We start from the raw sequence: 20,385 nt of genomic DNA, 5'->3' as shown, positions 1-20,385 counted from the left end.
TAAAATTTATGACCAATAATAACAATCAAAGTTTTGTCAGAAAGATTACTGAATACTTTAAAAACTTGGATTTTGAAACTGGTTACAATATGTTGAAAAGTTCAAATTTGCCAGCTATCGCTATTTTAGAATGCCAAGGAAATGCTGAGTTTTATAAGAAGAACTATCAAGACGCTTTTGCACTCTACGGTCAGGCGAATGAAATAGACAGTAGCTATCGCATAGCCAGAGATTGTTATCTGTGGGCTTCGAATTTCTTCGCTCAAGGTGATTTGGTTCAAGCTTTTGAATACTATCAAGAATCAATTGATATAGAGCCTGATTTTGTGGATGCCTATATCGATTTAGGGGCTTTAATGGCGGACATAGGAGAGTTTTCGTCTGCGAGAAAATGTTATGAAGATGCTCTGACTATAGATCCAAATGATACTAATATAAGAAAGAGCTTAGACTCCTTAAAAAACATGTGAAGCTAAAAGAGAGGTTGAGATTATAAAATGAGTCACTATCGAGAAGTAATTATCGAGACTTACGAAAATATCAAAAGTGGTTCGTCTAAAAGAATTAGAGCTCGCCCAATCGAAGGACAGGGACTTGATACGAATATGAACGTCGAGTGTTCGTCAAAAATGAGAAAGTCTTACCCTGTAGGTACTAAGTTCTTATTACAGGCAAAAGTAACAGAAAAAGAAGGCGGTAAACCTTTTCTATACGCTCACTATGATGCCGAATACAAAGTAATTAAAGGTGATTAATTACTCCATAGTAGTAAGAATATAAGCATCAGTAGCAAAATCCACGCTCATAAACCAAAACTACTATATGGCTTATTACACACACTAATTTTTTTTCGATTAAAGTATAACTAGTACTATTAATAGTCATCTTGCTAGCATCAAGGTAGATACAAGTAAGAAACGCGATTAGCGTTATAAAACGTCAGTAATCCCTAGCTGCAATCTCTTTTAATTCTCGCTACAATACACGTATGATGTGCACGCTGCATAACTGAGCAACGCACCACCTTTTACTTATCTATTATCCGAGAATCTCATGAGCCATAGACCACCTGCTGACCTATTAAAAAACGCCCAACATTGGCGTGAAGATATTAACTTTCGCCAAGATGTGCTGGGCAAGCCATTTGATTTTGCGACCACGTGGGGTATTTTTTCACCGCAAAAGCTCGATGATGGTAGCTTGATGTTGCTTGATTATGTGGATTTTCAAGCGGATGATGATTCGATCGATTTGGGCTGTGGTTATGGTGTGCTCGGTATGACAGCGGCGCGTGAATGTCCGAACGGTCAGCATACTTTGATTGATAAAGACTTTATGGCAGTAGAATATGCGCGCCTGAATTGTGAAAAAAACGGTCTAAAAAATGTCGATGTACATTTATCAAATGGCTTCAATCACGTGGCAAAAGACAAAGACTTTAGCCTTGTGATGTCAAACTTACCCGCCAAAGTCGGCAAAGAGCAACATTATCTATACTTTCTCGATGCCTATGCGCGCATGCGTAAAGGCGGACGTTTCTATGTAGTGACCATCAATGGCTTGCGTCAGTTTATGAAGCGCTCGTTTACCGAAGTATTTGGTAATAGTGAAAAGATCAAACAAGGTAAGACTTATACCATTACCATGGCGACGAAAGACTAAGCTTTAAAAGCTTATGTCTTAAAAGCTGCGTAAACAAAAAGCCCGCTAAATCGTCATGATCTAGCGGGCTTTTTTATGGCTAAATTTCTAAAATTACATCTGCCGCTTAAGCAAATATCCACCCAATATCGCACTGGCGATAATCGGTAATATCACCATCAATAACGGCGAGAATCCAGTCGCCAATGAGACAAAACCAACCAAATCTTGCACGTAACTAAATAGCAAACCAAACAATAATGCTACGACGATACGCAAGCCCAAGCTATGCGTCCGTAGTGAGCCAAAGACGAATGAGCAGGCAACTATCACCAGCGATAGAATCGATAACGGCGAGAGCAGCTTTTGCCAAAAAGCCAGCTCATGATTTAATGAGCGGGTGCCTTGTTGACGCATAAATTGACGATGCTCGTACAACTGGGTCAATGATAAATCCTCTGCCTTACGGGTGAGTAAATACACCGACTCAGGGGCAAAGGGCAGGCTTAAGGTATCTGACGGTGCGATGACTTGGCTACTCTCAAAGCCTTGATTAATCATCAGCTTGGTGATGTTGTTCAGCTGCCACTCATAGCGATACTGCTCGCTCGGTTTGCTGCTGGCAGGATTAACAGGTTCGCGACCGATATATCGACCGCCTTCAGCATGAATGGCAGTTTGCAGATTGCCATTATTATCTAAGTGCCAGCGTTTGACCTCGCCGATATTGCCTTGTACATCAGCATAATCAATATACAAAATATCGCTACCATCTGGCTTGGTACTGCCGTCTTTTGTACTCTCGAAGCGTGGTTGCACCGTCCAATAACCGCGTACCGATGTGACAAGCGAGCTGTTATCTTTATCGTTGATTTCTTTTGCCAATTGATTAGAGTACGGCAGCACGAACTGGTTGATAATCAATGCGAGCAATACAAAAATCAAAGCAGGCTGCAACACCCAACCGACGATACGATAAACGCTGACGCCAGCGGCGCGCATCACGACTAGCTCGCTTTTATTGGCAAGCAAGCCCAAGCCGACCACTGCACCTAGCAATGCACCAGTGGGAATAAATTGCTCTAAAAAATAAGGCGAGCGATAAAAAATATACTTAATCGCCTCACCCATCGTATAGCTATCATCTAACGAATCCAGCTCAGACAAATAAGAGAACACCAGTTGTAATGCCCACAAGCCTATGACTGCTCCGATGATCGCGAGCAAAGCGTTCAGTTTGACGTAACGGCTAAGCACTTTTAGTTTGGCCGGTTTGCGAGTGCGCTTAGCATGAGTATTTTGCGAGTCAGGATTGGAAGATTTAGAGAATAAGGCACTCATTAGGACTGCCCTCCTTGTGAGCCACTACTTTGCTGATCGGCAACCGTTAAAGACGCATTTTCTGGTTTTCGAAAACGCAATCGATGCTGCACACGGCTCCCCCAATTCATATAGAGCGCCAATGCCATAAACCCTAAAATAAGCCAAGCATATGCCCAAACGCTCACGCTGCCTTTGCTAACAGCATTTTTGAGTGAAATGATACCCAGTGCACAGCTAACAAACAATAAAATCGAAGGAAATAGGCGCAACCAGCGACCTTGGCGCGGACGCACTTGCGCCAGTGGTACGGCAAGCATCGGCGCGATAATCATTAGCCAAGGCAATGCCAAACGATAGCCAAGCTCACTTTGTGCCGCACGCAGCGAATTGCCACTGCTTGCCGTCCTACCCGTCGCAGCTTGCCATAACGGCCCAATCGCTTGTGTTTCGATATTGTCTTCGGTAATGACCTCTTTGGATGATTCTGTCAACGTAATACGGTAACGATCAAAGCCCACTTGATTGTATTTCAGACTGCCAGCACCCACTTCATAACGACGACCTTGGAACAAGTCCAATTGAGTCACGCCGCTATTACCCGTGTCTACTTGCTCGGCACGTTTGGCCAACGTAATGGTATCTTTGCTAATACTATTTTTATTTTCCAGTGCATCTGGTAGCTCTGGAATGTTTAATTGCTCAGCCGTTTCTGCATTAATGTTGTTATTAACATCGACAGCTGCCTCTTTAGTAGTGCTGGATTTTTTTTCAGGCTCAGACTGAATAAGTATCACATCTTGCAATTGCTTTTTATCATCACTCAAGCTGCCCACATACAAATGATAATTTCCACTACTAATAAATTCATTGGGGCGAATTAAATCAAAAGCGCTGGTCAATGCTTGCTGTTGCCAGACACTTTCCGATGAGCGCACGCCCCACGGTTTACCAACGATGGATAAAGCCGCTTCACCGACGAACAACGCCAAGATTAAAGGCGTCATCAAACGGGCAAGCTTACCACGCGACACGCCACTGGCATTAATCACGGCCATTTCTTGATCGACATACAAGCGCCCAAATACCAGCATCAGAGCGATAAAAAATGCTAATGGCAAGATAAGCTCTAAAAAGTACGGCAAATTATAACCAATGATAGTAAATAATAAGCTGATATCTAAATTGCCTTCTGCCGCAATGCCAAAGTAACGAATCAAGCGACCGCCCAGCATCATCACCACTAAAAACCCCAATACCAATGCGGTCGTTGAGGCAACTTGTTGAGTCATATAGCGGCGTAATATCACAATGGGCACTCTTTTAAAAAAGGTTGGTAGTCACACAATTTGGTGCAGCTTTATTGACAAACGCTGACAACGATGGACAGCTTTGCACGACATAGCTGCTATCGATGACTGAACAATAGAAATGCAATGCAGTACTGCTCAATCAGATACTTAAGCAGCCCTAAAAGCAACGGCAAAAGATATGAAAACATCTGCGAGACGGGTTAGCGACACGCTGTAAAGATTAGCGATAAAGATAACCGCTAATCCTAGCATATTTTGCTCAAAAATGGCTGTGAAATGTGTTTGCAAACATTGCGTCCATCTTGCTATACCGCTGTATTACTAACCAATAATAGATAAGATATGGAAAGAATATTAAGAATTCAACTCATTAGTTTGTCTTATCTTAGAAGCCTTTTTATGAAGTCTTTGCTCGATATTTTTACTTGATGTCATTTGGAAACCTTTGTGTGTCATTCGTATCATTGCCCTCGCACCCTTAATATTACTTGTTAGACTGAGAAAACTAAAAACTCATAATTATCTCGCCTAATGGAGAATACTACTGATGAATACACTCGCGTCTACGCCTGCTACCTTACTTGAACTCGCTGGCGGTCAATTTGATACGCTCGATTGGTCAAATTGTGCCGTGGTTTTTATTGACTATCAAAACGAATATGTCGATGGTGCGATGCCATTGGGGCAAGCTGGTACTAACGCCATTGCAAATGCGCGCCTATTGCTAGATAAAGCTCGTAAACAAGATGTTCCTATCTTCCATATCGCGCATCACGGTGCAGATAATGGCAACGTCTTTGATCCTTTATCGTCTAACGTCGAAATTATCGCTGAATTACAACCAAAGGATGGCGAAACCGTCATCGTCAAAAAACACCCCAATGCGTTCCATGATACCCAGCTTCAAGCGCTTATTTCAGCCGCGCAAAAACAGCAAATTATTTTTGCTGGGTTTATGAGTCATATGTGTGTCAGCTCAAGCGTGAGAGCCGCCTTTGATTTAGGCTTCGATAGTTTTGTTTGCCATGATGCTTGTGCCACTCGTGACTTGCCGGATTATAAAAAAGATAAGATCAGCGCTGATATCATACATGCTACCGCAATGGCAGCACTGCAAGACAGATTTGCCGCTTTAATAGCAACCGATGCATTGATTCATAGCTAATACAGTTTTGAACCCTTGACCTAAACCTTGCTCACTGCGCACTCACCTCGCAATATGCTACACTATTGCGATTGCTTGATTGGCCAAATACTCTAATAATCTAACAGGTATCAGCAATTAAAAAGATTCTGCCATTTTCATAGCGCTAACGTCATAACTCTAATAAGGATAAATATATGAATATTAAATTAACCCAAACACTACCAAAGACTCACACGCAAAAAATTCTCAAAAAAGAAGCCAAAAGTAAAGATGCGGCCTGCCTCGTCGTCTTAATCGATGATAAGAAAAATATCTTAGCTGAGTCAGTATTGAGCGATTATCAAACTCGCATTGAACAATTGATCGAAGTATCACACTTTAACGGCAAAGCCTGTGAAACCGTGGCTGATTATGCCTTAGCTGGTGATAAAAAGACCACTAAAGAAAATCCGGTACAGCTATTATTGGTCGGTGTTGGTAACCTTGAGAAGCTGAGCCATAGTGTATTGCAAAAAATTGCCAATACCATTTATCAAAGCACGCAAAAACGCGTGGATTCTATCACTGTTGCGCTGGGCGATGCTTTAGAAGAAAATCAGTTTGGTCAGTTTGCCTTGAACTTATTGGCAGCAACTTACCGTTTTGATAAATATAAATCAGAGCAAGCCACACCAGTCCTAAGCGATATTTATTTACTTGCTGACGAGTCATTAAAAGCTTCATTAACATTTGCCGAAGCGGTCTTCGCTGGTCAAAGCTTGACCCGTGATGTGGCTAATGAGCCGGGCAACATTTGCTTCCCAGCTTATATGGCAGAACAAGCACAAGAATTGGCCAAAACCTATCCTGACTTATTAAAAGTCACGGTACTAGGTGAAGATGAGATGTCAGCGCTAGGTATGGGTTGCTTCTTAGCTGTCGCGCAAGGCTCTACCAAAGAAGGCAAGCTGGTACTTATGGAGTATCGAGGTAAGTCTAACTTCAGTGCCAACACTGGTAAATCTACGACTAGCAGCGCAAAAGTAGCGGGTGGACTAAAAGCATTGGCGGATAAACTACCGACCAAAGCTGCTCACAAAAAAGCTGCTAAAAACGCGGAACAAGATAATAATGACGATGTTCAAGTTGCAAATGATGATGCGCCTATCGTCTTAGTTGGTAAAGGCGTCACCTTTGATTCAGGCGGTATCTCAATCAAGCCCGGTGCGGCAATGGATGAGATGAAATTTGATATGGGCGGTTCAGCGTCAGTATTGGGCACGATTAAAGCCTTATGTGAAGCACGCCTACCGATCAACGTCGTTGGTGCTCTCGCTTGCGCGGAAAACATGCCATCGGGTGATGCCACTCGCCCAGGCGATATCGTGAAAGCCATGAACGGCAAATCGGTTGAGATTTTAAACACCGATGCAGAAGGTCGTTTAGTATTGGCAGATACCTTGTGCTACGTGCAGCGCTATCATCCAAAAGCGATTATCGATGTTGCCACATTGACTGGTGCTTGTGTCGTTGCTTTAGGTCATGTACGCTCAGCCGTGTTCAGTAATGACGAAGACGTCTTGTTTGCTTTAGAAAATGCCAGTAACTTATCTGGCGACCTCGTGTGGCACATGCCAATGGATGATGAGTATCAAGCACAGCTTGACTCACCTATCGCTGATATGCAAAACATCGGTGGTAAAGGCGCGGGTGCAGTGACGGCTGCCTGCTTCTTATCGCGCTTCGTAGAAGAAGGTCAAGCATGGGCGCATTTAGACATCGCTGGCACAGCATGGAACTCAGGTAAAGATAAAGCCGCAACTGGTCGCCCTGTGCCGCTGTTTATGCAATATCTAAAAAACAGCTCAAACATGGCTTAATGAACTCATGAAAAACCAATGTATGAAAACCAATCTATGAACGTTAGCTTTTATGTATTAAGTGAAAATAAAGCCCAAGATTTCTTGGGCTTTATTTGTCAGTTGACCCAAACGGCGCTCAATAAAAGCAGCCAGTCGTTATTGATTCTTATCGAAAAAGATGATGAATTGCTGTCGACGCTTGATGAAGCATTATGGGCACAAGAGGCGGTCAGCTTTATACCGCATCAACGCCTTTTGGGTTCTAATATTGATGACACTGACGATGCTAGCAAGACTATTGGCTCTCATATTAATAATAAACCATTTGCCCCTGTCCTTCTTGGCAGCTATATGCCAGCCGATTTTAAAGGGATCGTACTCAACACCACGATACGTCCCGTTAATGACTTTATGGCAGCGACGAGCAATGCCCAACCTACTCGCATTCTTGAGCTCATAAAACCAGATCAAAAAAGCGTAAAAGAAGGTCGCCATAAGTACAAAATCTATAAAAAACTAGGCCATGAGTTGACGCATTTTAAAGTCTAACCTATAAAACCTCGCTATTTTTCACGCTGAAAAATACGCCCACCTTTCTTACGCCACGCCTGTTTTTTAGCCCTATCCACTTAGGTAGGTATGGGTTAAAGGTAGGCGCTTACCTTAAAAAATGCTACCATCCTTCGATTAGTTTTCTGTTTTTATTATAAATATCTTATTTATTGACAAAATTGAGGGTGTATAGATGCGTTCATTGATTGCGATGTACCAGCGTATAGGGCTGGTGCCGCTCATTATTATCGGTTTAATATTGGGGGTTTTGATTGGTTGGCTGGCACCAAACATCGGTATTGCATTAGGATTATTAGGAACGCTATTTGTCGGTGCCCTAAAGGCCGTCGCACCGATATTGGTCTTTGTTTTGGTCATGGCAGCGATTAGCCAACACCGTAGTGGCAATGAAGTTTACGTCAAGCCTGTGCTTATCATGTATATGTTTGGCACTTTTTTAGCCGCACTAACGGCTGTTGGCGCGAGCTTTTTATTCCCGACAGAACTGGTATTGGTCAACGCCACCATTGAGCAAGTACCCCCAGCCAATCTCAAAGAAGTATTGACCAATCTACTGATGAATTTGGTTGCCAATCCTGTCAATGCCATCGCTGAAGCCAACTATATTGGTATCTTAGCATGGGCAATCATCATTGGTTTTGCCTTGCGTCAAGCCAGCGATACCGCTCGTACCGTGGTAGGTGATTTTTCTGATGCTATTTCACAAGTAGTTAAATGGGTGATCGCTTTAGCGCCTTTTGGTATCTTGGGTTTGGTCGCCAATACTGTCGCTGAGACAGGTTTTGCCTCTTTAGCAGGTTATGCGCGTATCTTGATGGTACTGGTCGGTTGTATGCTATTTATCGCCTTGGTCGCTAACCCTATTATTGTACTGATCAAAACGGGCAAAAACCCTTATCCGCTAGTATTCAAATGCTTGCGTGAGTCAGGGATTACCGCATTCTTTACGCGTAGTTCGGCTGCCAACATTCCCGTCAATATGAACCTTGCCCGCAAACTAGGACTACACGAAGATACTTATTCGGTGACGATTCCACTGGGTGCGACCATTAATATGGCAGGCGCGGCGATTACGATTAACGTCTTAACGCTTGCAGCCGCGCATACACTCGGTATCGAAGTAACCTTTGCCTCAGCACTGCTACTCAGTTTGGTTGCAACCATTAGTGCGTGCGGTGCCTCTGGTGTCGCTGGTGGTTCATTATTGCTAATTCCATTGGCAGCGAGTTTATTTAGCATTCCAAACGATATCGCCATGCAAGTGGTTGCGATTGGCTTTATCATTGGAGTGATACAGGATTCGGCAGAAACGGCGCTGAACTCTTCAACTGATGTACTATTTACCGCGGCAGCTGACCCTAAATATGCACGTTAAACGCTAAATATATTATTTGCAAAAAAAGGGCCTCATTTTAGAGACCCTTTTTTTATGTGCTGATTTTTTATGTACTGAATAAAAGGTAATGGATTATTTTAAATGATTGATGTCAATTTCAATCACTGGTGTCTGCATATCTAATTGGCGTTTAAATTGACGTAATTGTTCGAGCTCATTCAATAGATCAAGTATCAAGCCGATCGCAGGAACACTGGCTTCAAAGTCGCGGCTAAGTCGTGAGGCACGGCGCACCGTCGTCAGCTGATAACCAGTGAACTGCTCACGTTCTGGCACATCATATTTGATGATGTCCTCTTCAATCAATTCGATGACCCATTGGCGCTCTTGGCCACAAGCAGATACCAGCTCATCCAAGCTCATAATAATGTCGGTAAATTCAGGCGAGTGTTTCATAGCTATTATCCTCGTTTGCTCTTTATTTCATCGTTATCGTATGGTATTCATCTCTATTACAATGTTTCAATTTGAGTGATTTTTAGTAGCCATTAACGACTAATATTGATATCGGCAAAGGCTTGTTTTAGTTGTTCATAAGCTTGGGTCGCGGCCTCAGTGCTGATATCAGGGTTCACGATGTTTAAAGTTAGATACAAATCACCCGCTTTTTTAGCAGGAATACCTTTACCTTTTAGACGTAAATTGCTGCCAGATTTGCTGTTCTTAGGCACAGTCACAGCAAGCGTACCTGCTGGCGTACTGACGTTAATTTTTTCACCCAACGCCGCTTCCCATGGCGCTATATTAACGGTTTGATAAACATCAGCACCTTCGATACGGATATTGTCGGCGTGACGGATTTTTACTTTTAAAAATAAATCGCCATTTTTACCGCCACCAATACCAGCCGCACCTTGCCCTGCTAGGCGAATTTGCTTGCCATCAGTGATGCCTTTAGGGATTTTAATTTTCAGCGTTTTGTTGTCATACTCGACACTGCCATTCGGTTGACGAATAGGGACATTCAACTTAATGCTGTAGTCGTCACCGTTATAAACTGATGCCAAATCAACCGTAATCTCTGCGTGCTGATCTTGACCTTTGCTATCTTGCGACCCAAAACCTCCACGCTGCGATTGTCCACTCGCTGAACCACGTGCACCGCGACCAAATGCCGAAAAGATATCATCGAAGCGGAAGCCACCATCGCCATAAGCTTCGCCATCACCAAACTGATCTTTGATATCTTCCCAGCGATAGCCGCCTTGCCCACCACTTGCAGATTGACTGCTAAAACCGCCACCTTGACCAGCAAAGGGGTTGTCTAGCATAGCGTCATATTCCGCACGCTTTTCTTCATCTCTAATGGTTTCATAAGCATTATTAATCTCAGCAATCTTACTGTCTGCGTCTGGATCGTCGCTCACATCAGGGTGATATTGACGGACAAGCTTACGGTATCTTTTCTTAATATCTGCAGCTGAGGCGTCTTTTTTGACCCCTAAAATGTCATAGTAATTTTTCTCTGCCATGTTTTTGTCCTCAAAATAAAAGCATGTTAATGATACTGGTATGCCCATTTTAAACGATATGGTATGGAAATTTATTCGACTGCGACATAACAGGTGGTAACGATAGTCTATCTAATAATGATAGTAATATAAAAGTTCAATACCGTTATATAAATATTACCAGTAATAGTGCCGAACAACAGCAGTGTTTAGGTTGTTTGAAGCACTTAATACATTATGATTCGCCTTTGTCACTGCATTGTCATATTTCTCTATGATTCTGGCATTATTTTTCGTTGATAACTACTGACATTGTGTCAATTTAGCACTCGACCTAATGCAAGAATAGAGATACAAGCCAAAAACACTATTAACAATGTAAATTGTTATTTAAAACAATTACATATAGATCATTGATATTCAATGGCTAGCGCGCATAAATGAGCATTTTGACCTCGGCAGTTCTTTTACAGAACCGTAAGAATATGACAAAGTATGTGTTGTAATATGAATATATTATTTATACTCATAGGGAGTATGAATAACATAGGCAAGTGTATCTGTCTATTTTATAAATTGCTTAAAGGTATTAAATGTCTTATTTAATCAAGTCTTTGGTTATCACATTATCACTACTGCTGAGTACCACCGTTTTTGCTGGAAACACCAGTTATTACGGTAGTCAATTCCACGGTAAACGCACCGCTAGTGGTAGTATCTTCAACATGAACTCTTTGACCGCTGCGCATCGCACGTTGCCGTTTGGTACGAAGGTACAAGTGACCAACAAGAAGACAAAGCAGAGTGTAATCGTAAAAATTACCGATAGAGGCCCTTTCATTCGGGGCCGTATTTTGGATTTATCGAAAGCCGCTGCTGGTCAAATAAACTGTCAGTTATGTACGACTACAATGGAAATTTTGTCTTATGGTGATGGTAAATACCGTAAGGAATAACGTAATAAAAAAGGGAGAGCCAGCGCTCTCCCTTTTTTGTGACTGTCTTTATCAAATAAAAATAGCTTAAAAAACAATCAAAATCTACTATTTATAACTGACAGCCATCTATTCAAAACCCGCTTCCATTTCCTCTAATGTCGTCATCAAAAGCAATAATTTTTCTTCATTATTACTATGCTGCTGCTGTAATGCCGTTTGCTCATTGAGTAATACTAGCAAGTCAGACTTGCGACTTTCTTCGTATAGAGCCGTATCAGCCAACTTTTCTTCAAGCGTCACAAGCTGCTTATCAATTTTAGCCAATGTCTTTTCTGTCTCTTCTATCTCACGGCGAACAGGTGCGGTGAGTTTGCGTTGTTCAGCAGCCAATTTACGCTGCGCATCTTTACTAAGCGTAGGCGTCGTAGCTTTACTTTTTGATGAATTATCAGGTGCTTTATTGCTCACTTGATCATTATCTGTTTCACGTGAAACGAATTTTTTACTCTCTTTTTTGCTTTTCTTCTTACTAGTATTTTTATCTTGCGAGTTTTCTTGTTTACGCTTTTCTGCCAGCCACTTACCGTAGTCGCTGATATCACCATCGAACTCATCGATTTTGCCATCATGGACCAAAAACAGCTCATCACAGACGTTGGCAATCAACTCACGATCATGCGAGACCAGTACCACTGCTCCTTGGAAGCCTTGCAGGGCAATGGTCAACGCTTGACGCATTTGTAAGTCTAAATGGTTGGTTGGCTCATCCAATACAAGGACGTTGGGACGTTGCCAAACGATCAATGCTAAGGTCAGACGCGCACGCTCGCCACCTGAGAATAGCTCACTTGGCGTATCAATACGCTCACCGCGAAAGTCAAAGCTGCCCAAAAACGAACGTAGCATCGCATCAGAGGTTTTGCCAGCTAGACGACGCAACATCTCTATAGGGGTTGCTTTGGCATCCAAGATATCCATTTGATGCTGGTTAAAGTAGCCTAATTTTAGAGTATCCGAAACACGATACGTCCCTGTTAATACGCCAAGCTCGCCGACCAATGCCTTAATCAATGTTGATTTACCTGCGCCATTCATACCCAGCAAGCCAATACGCGTGTCCGGCGTCACTTGCACGTTGGCATTGTGCAAAAGTGGCGTGGTGCTATAACCAATATCTGCGTTGGTAAGCTCAATCAGGGGTGAGCTCATATTTGCTGGCTCATAGAACTGGAAAGAGAACGGATTATCCGCCATCATCGGTGACAGTTCCGCCATGCGCTCAAGCTGCTTGATACGGCTCTGTGCTTGCTTAGCCTTACTGGCTTTGGCACGGAAACGACGAATGAAGTCATCTAAATGCGCCTTAGTTGCTTCTTGCTTTTCAAAAGCTTGCTGCTGCTGCGCCATCCGCTCGTGACGAGTGCGGATAAACTGCTGATAGTTACCCGTATAAAGGGTGATTTTTTGCTGCTCGACATGCAAGATATGACCGACCGTGGCATCCAAAAATGCTTGGTCATGCGAGATGACGATGACCAGACCAGTATAGGCATTGATCCAAGTCTCAAGCCACAAAATAGCATCCAAGTCCAAATGGTTGGTCGGCTCATCGAGTAGCATCAAGTCAGCACGGCTCATCAAGGTTTTGGCAAGATTCAAACGCATGCGCCAGCCACCCGAAAACCCTTCTACGGGCAATTCATGCTGGCTGGTATTAAAACCAAGACCTGCCATAATTTGTGCTGCTTTAGTGGGTGTGCGATACCCATCAATTTCATCGAACTGCTGATGCAAGACCCCAATCTGCTCATCACTAACGCTACTCAAATCATTCAAAGAAGCATTAATCTCATACCACTGCTCATCACCACTCAAGACATAATCAATCGCAGACTGCGTAGTAGCGCCGACTTCCTGTGCCATATGCGCCACATGCCAGCTATCAGGAATACTGACTTCACCTCTATCAAGCGTGACCTCGGTATCTCCCTTGCCCATTCGCGTCAACAATAAGGCAAATAAGGTAGATTTGCCGGTGCCGTTGTTGCCCGTCAAGCCAACTTTGTGGCCCGGATGTAGCTGGAAGCTTGCCCCTGCAAACAACTCACGACCATCACGGCGAACACCAACGTCTTTAAATTCGATCATATAATCTCTTCAACTCAACAGTAATATAAAATATAAGGCAATAAAAAACACACATCTGGCATGTTAACTGGCGGCTATTATTTCAAACGCTTGCCCCATAGGCAAACGATTAAATAACTATTTCAAAACTAAGTATTTATTAGCACAAAAAGTCTTTCTCTTAGCATGAGTTTATGGGGATAATCACCGCTAGTATCAATCAGTAACCTTCAGCCAGTAGTGTCACTCTTGACAAACGAATCAGCACCCCCATTATGATATACTGCGATCAGATAAGTGCCAGCCATCAATCAAATCGTTGTAATGGCACAGATATCATATTTATAATGTGTCACCTGTATCATGATTAATCACACCAATAGCATCGCCATAATAACAGCACCCAATTGAATCAAACGCCGTGCGTATCTTTATTTGCAACCATTTCATTGCAAACCCTAACTGGACGACCGCATTTGATCCTAGCAACTGAGGTAGATATGAACGAATCAGCCAACCAATTTAGCCCAAGCTCAAGTCAGCCAGTAGACCCAACCGTTTTAAGCCTAACTGACAGTGCCGCACAAAAGGTACGACGTCTGCGCGAAGAAGAAGGTGATAGCGACCTGATGCTACGCGTCTATGTGACGGGTGGCGGCTGTTCAGGTTTCTCTTATGGATTTAACTTTGCCAACGATCTAAATGAAGACGATGCCAATTTTGATAATGGTGACGTCACATTAGTCGTCGATTCACTGAGCTATCAGTACTTGCAAGGCTCTACTGTTGACTATACTGAGGGGCTAGAGGGTGCACGCTTTATCGTCACCAACCCAAATGCCACCACCACGTGTGGCTGTGGCTCATCCTTCTCTATTTAGGTTGGTGAGTCGCATGACTTTTGATAAAGATGCCCTCGTCGTTAGTCAACGCTATAACAAATAGCTTAACGTCGCACTTTTGAAGCATTTATCTCGTAGGTAGATGCTTCTTGTTTTATTCGCTTGCTAGAAAATAGTAGCGTGCTGTTCATAAAATTTTTGATTGAAATACCTATTAAAATCAAGACAAATGGGTGCCTGTAGAGCTTATTGTATTTGTAATTGTCCGTGGTTTTCAGGGCAGCTTTGAGCTAAACTGACGGCATTCTTAATCCAATATTTACCTTTTTTATGGTCAAACGCCAACCGTGTTTTGATCCGCCATAATAAATAACAATAGATGACTATTATGAGTAATTTTGCGAGTAGCTTTGTGAACTTTGACATTCCTAATTGGTTTGACAGCAAGCATTTAACGGGCATGTTACGCGGTATCGAAAAAGAAGGTCTGCGCGTGAGGCCTGATGGTTACTTGGCTCAGACGCCGCACCCAGCCAAACTTGGCTCAAAGCTCACCCATCCGTTTATCACGACTGATTATTCAGAAAGCCTACTTGAGCTAATTACCGACCCTAAAACCTCACCAAAAGAGACGCTAAACATGCTGCGTCAGTTGCATGTATTGGTCTATCAAGCCATGCCTGAAGGTGAGCTGATGTGGCCACTGTCTATGCCTTGTATGCTCTCATCGAATGACGAAGACATCCCGCTGGCTGATTATGGTAGCTCTAATACGGGCAAGCTCAAGACGCTATACCGTAGTGGTCTGGGCATCCGTTATGGTCGTCGCATGCAAACGATTGCAGGTTTGCATTATAATTTGTCTTTTGGTGACGGATTATTTGAAGTCTGGCAAGCTGAAATGTCCGCTGCGCAAGAACAAACGCTGACAGAATTCAAAAACGAAAAGTACTTAGGGCTTATCCGTAACTTTAAGCGCTTGACCAGTTTGGTGCTGTATTTACTGGGTGCTAGCCCTAGTGTTTGTCCTTGTTTCTTAGCCGGTCGTGAGCATGATTTAGAACTACTCAACGACTCAACCTATTATAAGCCTGCCGCCACTAGCCTACGTATGGGCAAGCTTGGCTATACCAATAGTGTGCAAGAACAGCTCGATATTCGTTATAACTATCTGCCAGAGTATGTCGATGGGCTGCGCCGTGCGATTCAGACACCACACGAAAGCTTTGCAAAGCTTGGCTTAGATGATGCCGACGGCAATCCTATCCAAATCAATAATCATATTTTACAAATAGAAAATGAATACTATAGCCCTATCCGCCCAAAACAAATCGCGATGAGCGGTGAGACACCGACAGAAGCACTGGAGCGTCGCGGTATTGCTTATGTTGAGTTCCGTGCCATCGATCTAGACCCTTATAGCGATGTCGGTATTCGTCTATCTAGCGCTTGTTTCCTAGAGGTCATGGCGCTGTACTGTTTGCTGAGCGACTCACCTGATCTGCTACCTGAGGAAGAAGAAGCCCTAGCCATCAATCTTGAGCGTGTGGTAAACGAAGGTCGCCGCGAAGGCTTACACATTATAAACAACGGCGAAGAGCAACTGCTTGAGAGCTGGATGCTGATGCATTTAGAGCGTATGCAGCCATTGGCAGCGCTGCTTGATGCTCATTATGGTGGCAACGACTACCGTGCAGCAGTCGCTTTAATGCAAGGCAAAGCAGGACATTCTGAATCGACCATTTCAGCACAAGTCAACTCTGATAGTCAACGTTTAGGCAGCTTATGGCAGCTTGGCTTTACCTTGGCACAGCAGCATAGAGAGTCTTTATTACAGCAAACGCTTAGTCCGAACACCCAAGCCAAATACGAAGTATTGGCGGAAAAATCGATATTACAGCAAGCTGAGATTGAAAAAGCCGAAACTGAAGACTTTATGGAATTTTTACAGCAATATCGCTAAATTTTGCCCACTAAGTTCTTTCCGCCACTTAGTGTATAAATGACTATTTTATAAGAGTAACCGCCCGATGCTAAAGCTGACCACTTACCGCAATTTGCAAATATTTTTGGTGATAATAGCCGTAATAGGTATGAGTTTTGCGCTGTTTTTTTTACAGCGCTATATGGGTTTTTCGCCTTGCCCACTGTGTATTTTTCAGCGTATTGGTCTCATAATAATGGGCAGTTTTGCTTTGATAGCAGCGTTATTCAACCCTAAATCTAAAGCGGTTAGATTGGTATTGTGGCTTGGTAGCTTAGCAGGTATCGGCTGGGCGACTGCAGTGGCTGGACGTCATGTTTGGCTACAGCATCTACCTGCCGACCAAGTACCTTCTTGTGGTCCAGGGTTGGATTATTGGTTAGATACGCTACCGATTTTACAAGTATTTAAAGAGGTTTTTGCAGGTTCTGGCGAATGTGCTTCTGTTGATTGGACATTTATGGGACTGAGCATTCCTGAACAATCTTTGATTCTATTTAGTCTACTATTGGTGGTACACGGATTAATATTATGGCGCATTTTACGACCTACTACCCCTAGCCATCTGGCTTAATAGCGAATTATCATTTACGTCGTCTTTTGCTATACCCTTTATCTAAAAGGACAGGCATATTTTTTAATAAACGTCTGTTTGTTAAAAAATACCATTAAGCAGCTTTGATAATTTTTATTCGTCATACCTATCAGTGTTAAAAAATTATGCTTAGATCGTGGCTAGACTAATCATAACAAAAAGGCCACAGAAATATCTTTAACCTTTGATATCTTGACACAGTTTATTTGCGTTTTTATTGGCTAAGATGCTTAATATCCGTGACTGATTGGCGATAGGCTACAGATAGCTTATTGTCGCCGCCAAATCTCAAATAGTGCGTATCATCTGGCAACTTTTGAGACATTGATAATTCTATACATCCTATTATCTTTCCTTTTTGACAACAGTATTGAGTTGCCGATAATATAGATAATCTTTCGAATGGCTATTTAAAAAATTGTTTTTTGGTGTGACCATGATATATTCTGTGCCTACTTGCTCTAGCACGCTAACCATCCTCAAACGTGGCGGTCATTGTTTGCTAGCGCTTCCCCTTTGTGTGCTGCTCATCGGCTGTGATAGTGCCTCGTCTAACCAAGATAAAGGATTGACGACTAAGATAGCCTCTATCGATTATGTAGAAGAGAACAGCTCACAAGTTGCCGCAGAGAACTTGGAAGAAATCAATCTGTTAAGTGCTGGTAGTAAGCTGGCAGTAGCAGAAGGACAATCGCTGATTGCGGCTGCCCAATCGAGCAATGATGCACATATACATCAATCGTTGACATACTCAAAGTCGCATAATAGTATTTTACAAGCCACGTTAATGGGCGACTATGGCGGCATGGTACCCTGCAATTCTTGCGACAGCACCGATATTACATTGAATTTATTTGCTGATGGTTCAGTGCTCAAAACCAGCATTTATAACAACCCTGAAACGCCTCGTTTGCCCTTAATTGAGTCTGGCGTTTATCGTCAAGACAATGATACGATTACGATTGTCTATGAAGAAAAAAACATTGAGGCCTATCATATCCAGGATAATCATCTTGTCTTAATGGATGAATATAAAAATCCTAATAACGACTATACTTTGTCGCGTAAATAACCAAGCGGCGGCATAAAGTATTAGATGCTCTGAACCTAATGATGCCAAACACGCCAAACCATCTGTTGAACAACGCCTACTTACTGGGCGTTTTTTATTGGTCATCATGCGGTGTTTACTTTACAATAAGTGCTTGTTTTCGACGCTGCTACTTGGCGACCGTATGCTGTTTTTGTGACAGAATATAGGTCGAAGCAGTTTAAAGTAAGGGTAAGGCAGCCGGGTGCAAATAGTACGTTTGGTACATAAAGCGCGGTTAACGCCGTAACCATTTATAATACTTTAACTATCGCCAAGACTGATGATCATTAGGTTGAGTGTATCCTAGAATAAGCCACGGTTAATATCGGTGACTTTTGGGATAATACTCCATTTTTATTCTTTTAATTTAAGCTCGTACGGAACGTCTATGCATATTCATATTCTTGGTATTTGTGGTACTTTTATGGGCTCACTAGCCCTATTGGCGCGCGAGCTTGGACATACGGTCACGGGCTCAGATGCCAATGTTTATCCGCCGATGTCTACCCAACTTGAAAACGCGGGCGTGACCATTGAGCAAGGCTATCTGATAGAGCATTTACAACCAGCACCAGATTTAGTCGTCGTTGGTAATGCCATGAAGCGCGGTATGGATGTCATCGAATATATGCTGGACACAGGTCTACGCTATACCTCAGGGCCGCAGTTTTTATCTGAGCAAGTATTGCAATCGCGTCATGTGATAGCCGTTGCCGGTACTCACGGTAAAACCACGACGACGACCATGCTCGCTTGGATACTACATTATGCCGGTATCGATACTGGGTTTTTAATCGGCGGCGTGCCACTGGTTGATACCACTGATGCGCATTTGCAACAAGTCTTCGCTCACAGCAGTTATTTGGGTGCTGACAAAATTGATAATGACGATTCGACAAATACTGGCTATTTCGTTATCGAAGCGGATGAATACGATTCTGCGTTTTTTGATAAGCGCTCAAAGTTCGTTCATTACCGTCCGCGTACGGCTATTTTAAATAACCTTGAATTTGACCATGCGGATATTTTTAAGGATCTTGATGCTATTCAAACCCAATTCCATCATATGGTTCGCATGATTCCAAGCACTGGCAAAATCATTATGCCCACAGCGACTGCCAGCTTAGAGGAGACATTAGCGAAAGGGGTTTGGACACCTGTTTGGCGGACAGCCATACTGGACTCAGTGGCACATAATACCCATGCAACAGACGAGCATTTAAGAGATAGTAGTGATTGGCAAGCTGAGCTTATCAGCGCAGATGGTGGTCAATTTGCGGTCAGTTTTGTGGCTGATACTGCTGACAAAGAAGCCACGGGAGTCGTCGATTGGTCGATGAGCGGCATTCACAATGTAAATAATGCCTTGGTTGCTATCGCAGCAGCTTATAACATCGGCGTCAGTGTTAAAGCCGCTTGCGCGGCGTTATCAGCATTCGCTGGCATTAAACGTCGGATGGAGCTGATTGGCGATGTCAATGATATCTTAGTCTTTGATGATTTTGCCCATCACCCTACGGCTATTACTACAACTCTAGATGGTGCAAAGAAGAAACTGGCAGATAGACGCATTTGGGCCATCATTGAGCCACGTAGTAACACCATGAAAATGGGTGTTCATCAAGACAGCTTGGCTGAGTCCGCAGCTCTCGCCGATCATACCTTATGGTATGAGCCGACAGGACTAGAATGGGGTTTAAAAGAAGTCATTGAAAATGCCAATATCGCAAATCCTAACATGGGCAATCAACAGGTGCTCTCTAGTATCGATGCGGTCATCGAGCATATCGACACGCATGCAAAAGCTGGTGACGCTATTGTGATTATGTCGAATGGGGGTTTTGAAGGTATTCATCAACGCCTGCTAACTGCACTACATAACAAAGCTACGCAGCAAATGATTTAGCTGGTCTAGATCTGGTGTTGAACAAGAGCGTTGCTTGTCATAAATAAGCAACGTTTTTTTATGATCAAATTTTTTGATTACTATAGGGAATATCAGTATTAGGGAGCGCCGGTATTCAAAAATCATTTAATATATAAACGGCGTTTTCGACTTCACTACCTTTGTAACCTTTCATTTACCTATCCTACCTGCATATTAGCAAATCTACGGTTTTCCTC

18 protein-coding genes are annotated in these 20,385 nt (G+C 43.0%); 13 read left to right on the top strand and 5 right to left on the bottom strand.

What is annotated here, in order from left to right; translation table 11 throughout:
- Nucleotides 1–8 precede the first annotated feature (8 nt).
- The 3 genes from JFC10_RS10105 to JFC10_RS10100 all read left to right on the top strand — a co-directional run bounded on the left by JFC10_RS10105 (nucleotide 9) and on the right by JFC10_RS10100 (nucleotide 1,662).
- Nucleotides 9–470 carry a tetratricopeptide repeat protein gene (locus tag JFC10_RS10105; RefSeq protein WP_198332724.1) on the top strand — a complete coding sequence of 154 codons (462 nt, stop codon included), beginning with the start codon at nucleotides 9–11 and terminating at the stop codon, nucleotides 468–470.
- Between the two features lie 159 nt (nucleotides 471–629).
- Nucleotides 630–755 (top strand): hypothetical protein, encoded by a 126-nt coding sequence (locus JFC10_RS15040; protein ID WP_265089799.1) that lies wholly within the window; start codon nucleotides 630–632, stop codon nucleotides 753–755.
- Nucleotides 756–1,053: 298 nt separating this feature from the next.
- Complete coding sequence (locus tag JFC10_RS10100) at nucleotides 1,054–1,662, top strand: class I SAM-dependent methyltransferase (RefSeq protein WP_193012596.1); 609 nt, start codon at nucleotides 1,054–1,056, stop codon at nucleotides 1,660–1,662.
- A 93-nt stretch (nucleotides 1,663–1,755) separates the two neighbouring features.
- Here JFC10_RS10100 and lptG read toward each other — a convergent pair whose 3' ends face one another.
- Both lptG and JFC10_RS10090 read right to left on the bottom strand, forming a co-directional pair.
- A complete protein-coding gene (gene lptG, locus JFC10_RS10095) occupies nucleotides 1,756–2,982 on the bottom strand; it encodes an LPS export ABC transporter permease LptG (RefSeq protein ID WP_198332723.1) in 1,227 nt (408 codons plus the stop codon).
- A complete protein-coding gene (locus JFC10_RS10090) occupies nucleotides 2,982–4,253 on the bottom strand; it encodes an LPS export ABC transporter permease LptF (RefSeq protein WP_198332722.1) in 1,272 nt (423 codons plus the stop codon). Before JFC10_RS10090 ends, lptG begins: the two co-directional genes overlap by 1 nt.
- A 568-nt stretch (nucleotides 4,254–4,821) precedes the next feature.
- Here JFC10_RS10090 and JFC10_RS10085 point away from each other — a divergent pair.
- The 4 genes from JFC10_RS10085 to sstT all read left to right on the top strand — a co-directional run bounded on the left by JFC10_RS10085 (nucleotide 4,822) and on the right by sstT (nucleotide 9,210).
- On the top strand, nucleotides 4,822–5,439 hold the full coding sequence (locus tag JFC10_RS10085; protein WP_198332721.1) for a cysteine hydrolase family protein: 618 nt from the start codon (nucleotides 4,822–4,824) through the stop codon (nucleotides 5,437–5,439).
- A gap of 176 nt (nucleotides 5,440–5,615) precedes the next feature.
- Entirely contained in the window at nucleotides 5,616–7,280 is a 1,665-nt protein-coding gene (locus tag JFC10_RS10080; protein WP_198332720.1) for a leucyl aminopeptidase, read from the top strand.
- A gap of 36 nt (nucleotides 7,281–7,316) precedes the next feature.
- Complete coding sequence (locus JFC10_RS10075; protein WP_198332719.1) at nucleotides 7,317–7,811, top strand: DNA polymerase III subunit chi; 495 nt, start codon at nucleotides 7,317–7,319, stop codon at nucleotides 7,809–7,811.
- A gap of 196 nt (nucleotides 7,812–8,007) precedes the next feature.
- Nucleotides 8,008–9,210 (top strand): serine/threonine transporter SstT, encoded by a 1,203-nt coding sequence (sstT, locus tag JFC10_RS10070; protein WP_193012590.1) that lies wholly within the window; start codon nucleotides 8,008–8,010, stop codon nucleotides 9,208–9,210.
- A gap of 93 nt (nucleotides 9,211–9,303) precedes the next feature.
- Here sstT and JFC10_RS10065 read toward each other — a convergent pair whose 3' ends face one another.
- Both JFC10_RS10065 and JFC10_RS10060 read right to left on the bottom strand, forming a co-directional pair.
- The gene (locus tag JFC10_RS10065; protein ID WP_198332718.1) at nucleotides 9,304–9,627 is read right to left on the bottom strand and encodes a chaperone modulator CbpM; all 324 of its coding nucleotides are present in this window, start codon (nucleotides 9,625–9,627) and stop codon (nucleotides 9,304–9,306) included.
- A gap of 92 nt (nucleotides 9,628–9,719) precedes the next feature.
- Nucleotides 9,720–10,703: a DnaJ C-terminal domain-containing protein gene (locus JFC10_RS10060; RefSeq protein ID WP_198332717.1), complete on the bottom strand. Its 984-nt coding sequence runs from the start codon at nucleotides 10,701–10,703 to the stop codon at nucleotides 9,720–9,722.
- Between the two features lie 572 nt (nucleotides 10,704–11,275).
- On the opposite strand from JFC10_RS10060, the gene JFC10_RS10055 reads away from it, so the two are divergent.
- Nucleotides 11,276–11,638, top strand: a complete 363-nt coding sequence (locus JFC10_RS10055) for a septal ring lytic transglycosylase RlpA family protein (protein WP_045442968.1) — start codon at nucleotides 11,276–11,278, stop codon at nucleotides 11,636–11,638.
- Nucleotides 11,639–11,746: 108 nt separating this feature from the next.
- Here the strand turns inward: JFC10_RS10055 and JFC10_RS10050 are convergent, their stop codons facing one another.
- Nucleotides 11,747–13,768 carry an ABC-F family ATP-binding cassette domain-containing protein gene (locus JFC10_RS10050; protein WP_198332716.1) on the bottom strand — a complete coding sequence of 674 codons (2,022 nt, stop codon included), beginning with the start codon at nucleotides 13,766–13,768 and terminating at the stop codon, nucleotides 11,747–11,749.
- A gap of 479 nt (nucleotides 13,769–14,247) precedes the next feature.
- Here JFC10_RS10050 and erpA point away from each other — a divergent pair, with 479 nt between their 5' ends.
- From erpA to mpl, 5 genes are all read left to right on the top strand, one after another.
- Complete coding sequence (gene erpA / locus JFC10_RS10045) at nucleotides 14,248–14,628, top strand: iron-sulfur cluster insertion protein ErpA (RefSeq protein ID WP_193012586.1); 381 nt, start codon at nucleotides 14,248–14,250, stop codon at nucleotides 14,626–14,628.
- A gap of 349 nt (nucleotides 14,629–14,977) precedes the next feature.
- On the top strand, nucleotides 14,978–16,552 hold the full coding sequence (gshA, locus tag JFC10_RS10040) for a glutamate--cysteine ligase (RefSeq protein ID WP_198332715.1): 1,575 nt from the start codon (nucleotides 14,978–14,980) through the stop codon (nucleotides 16,550–16,552).
- Between the two features lie 67 nt (nucleotides 16,553–16,619).
- Nucleotides 16,620–17,147: a disulfide bond formation protein B gene (locus tag JFC10_RS10035; protein WP_193012584.1), complete on the top strand. Its 528-nt coding sequence runs from the start codon at nucleotides 16,620–16,622 to the stop codon at nucleotides 17,145–17,147.
- Between the two features lie 457 nt (nucleotides 17,148–17,604).
- Nucleotides 17,605–18,240, top strand: a complete 636-nt coding sequence (locus tag JFC10_RS10030; protein WP_198332714.1) for a copper resistance protein NlpE N-terminal domain-containing protein — start codon at nucleotides 17,605–17,607, stop codon at nucleotides 18,238–18,240.
- 409 nt (nucleotides 18,241–18,649) lie between these two features.
- On the top strand, nucleotides 18,650–20,167 hold the full coding sequence (gene mpl / locus JFC10_RS10025) for a UDP-N-acetylmuramate:L-alanyl-gamma-D-glutamyl-meso-diaminopimelate ligase (protein WP_198332713.1): 1,518 nt from the start codon (nucleotides 18,650–18,652) through the stop codon (nucleotides 20,165–20,167).
- Nucleotides 20,168–20,385: the final 218 nt, after the last annotated feature.

It is taken from the genome of Psychrobacter aquimaris (assembly GCF_016107525.1).
Taxonomy (GTDB): Bacteria; Pseudomonadota; Gammaproteobacteria; order Pseudomonadales; family Moraxellaceae; genus Psychrobacter; species Psychrobacter aquimaris.
This window is presented reverse-complemented; position numbering and strand designations above follow the sequence as displayed.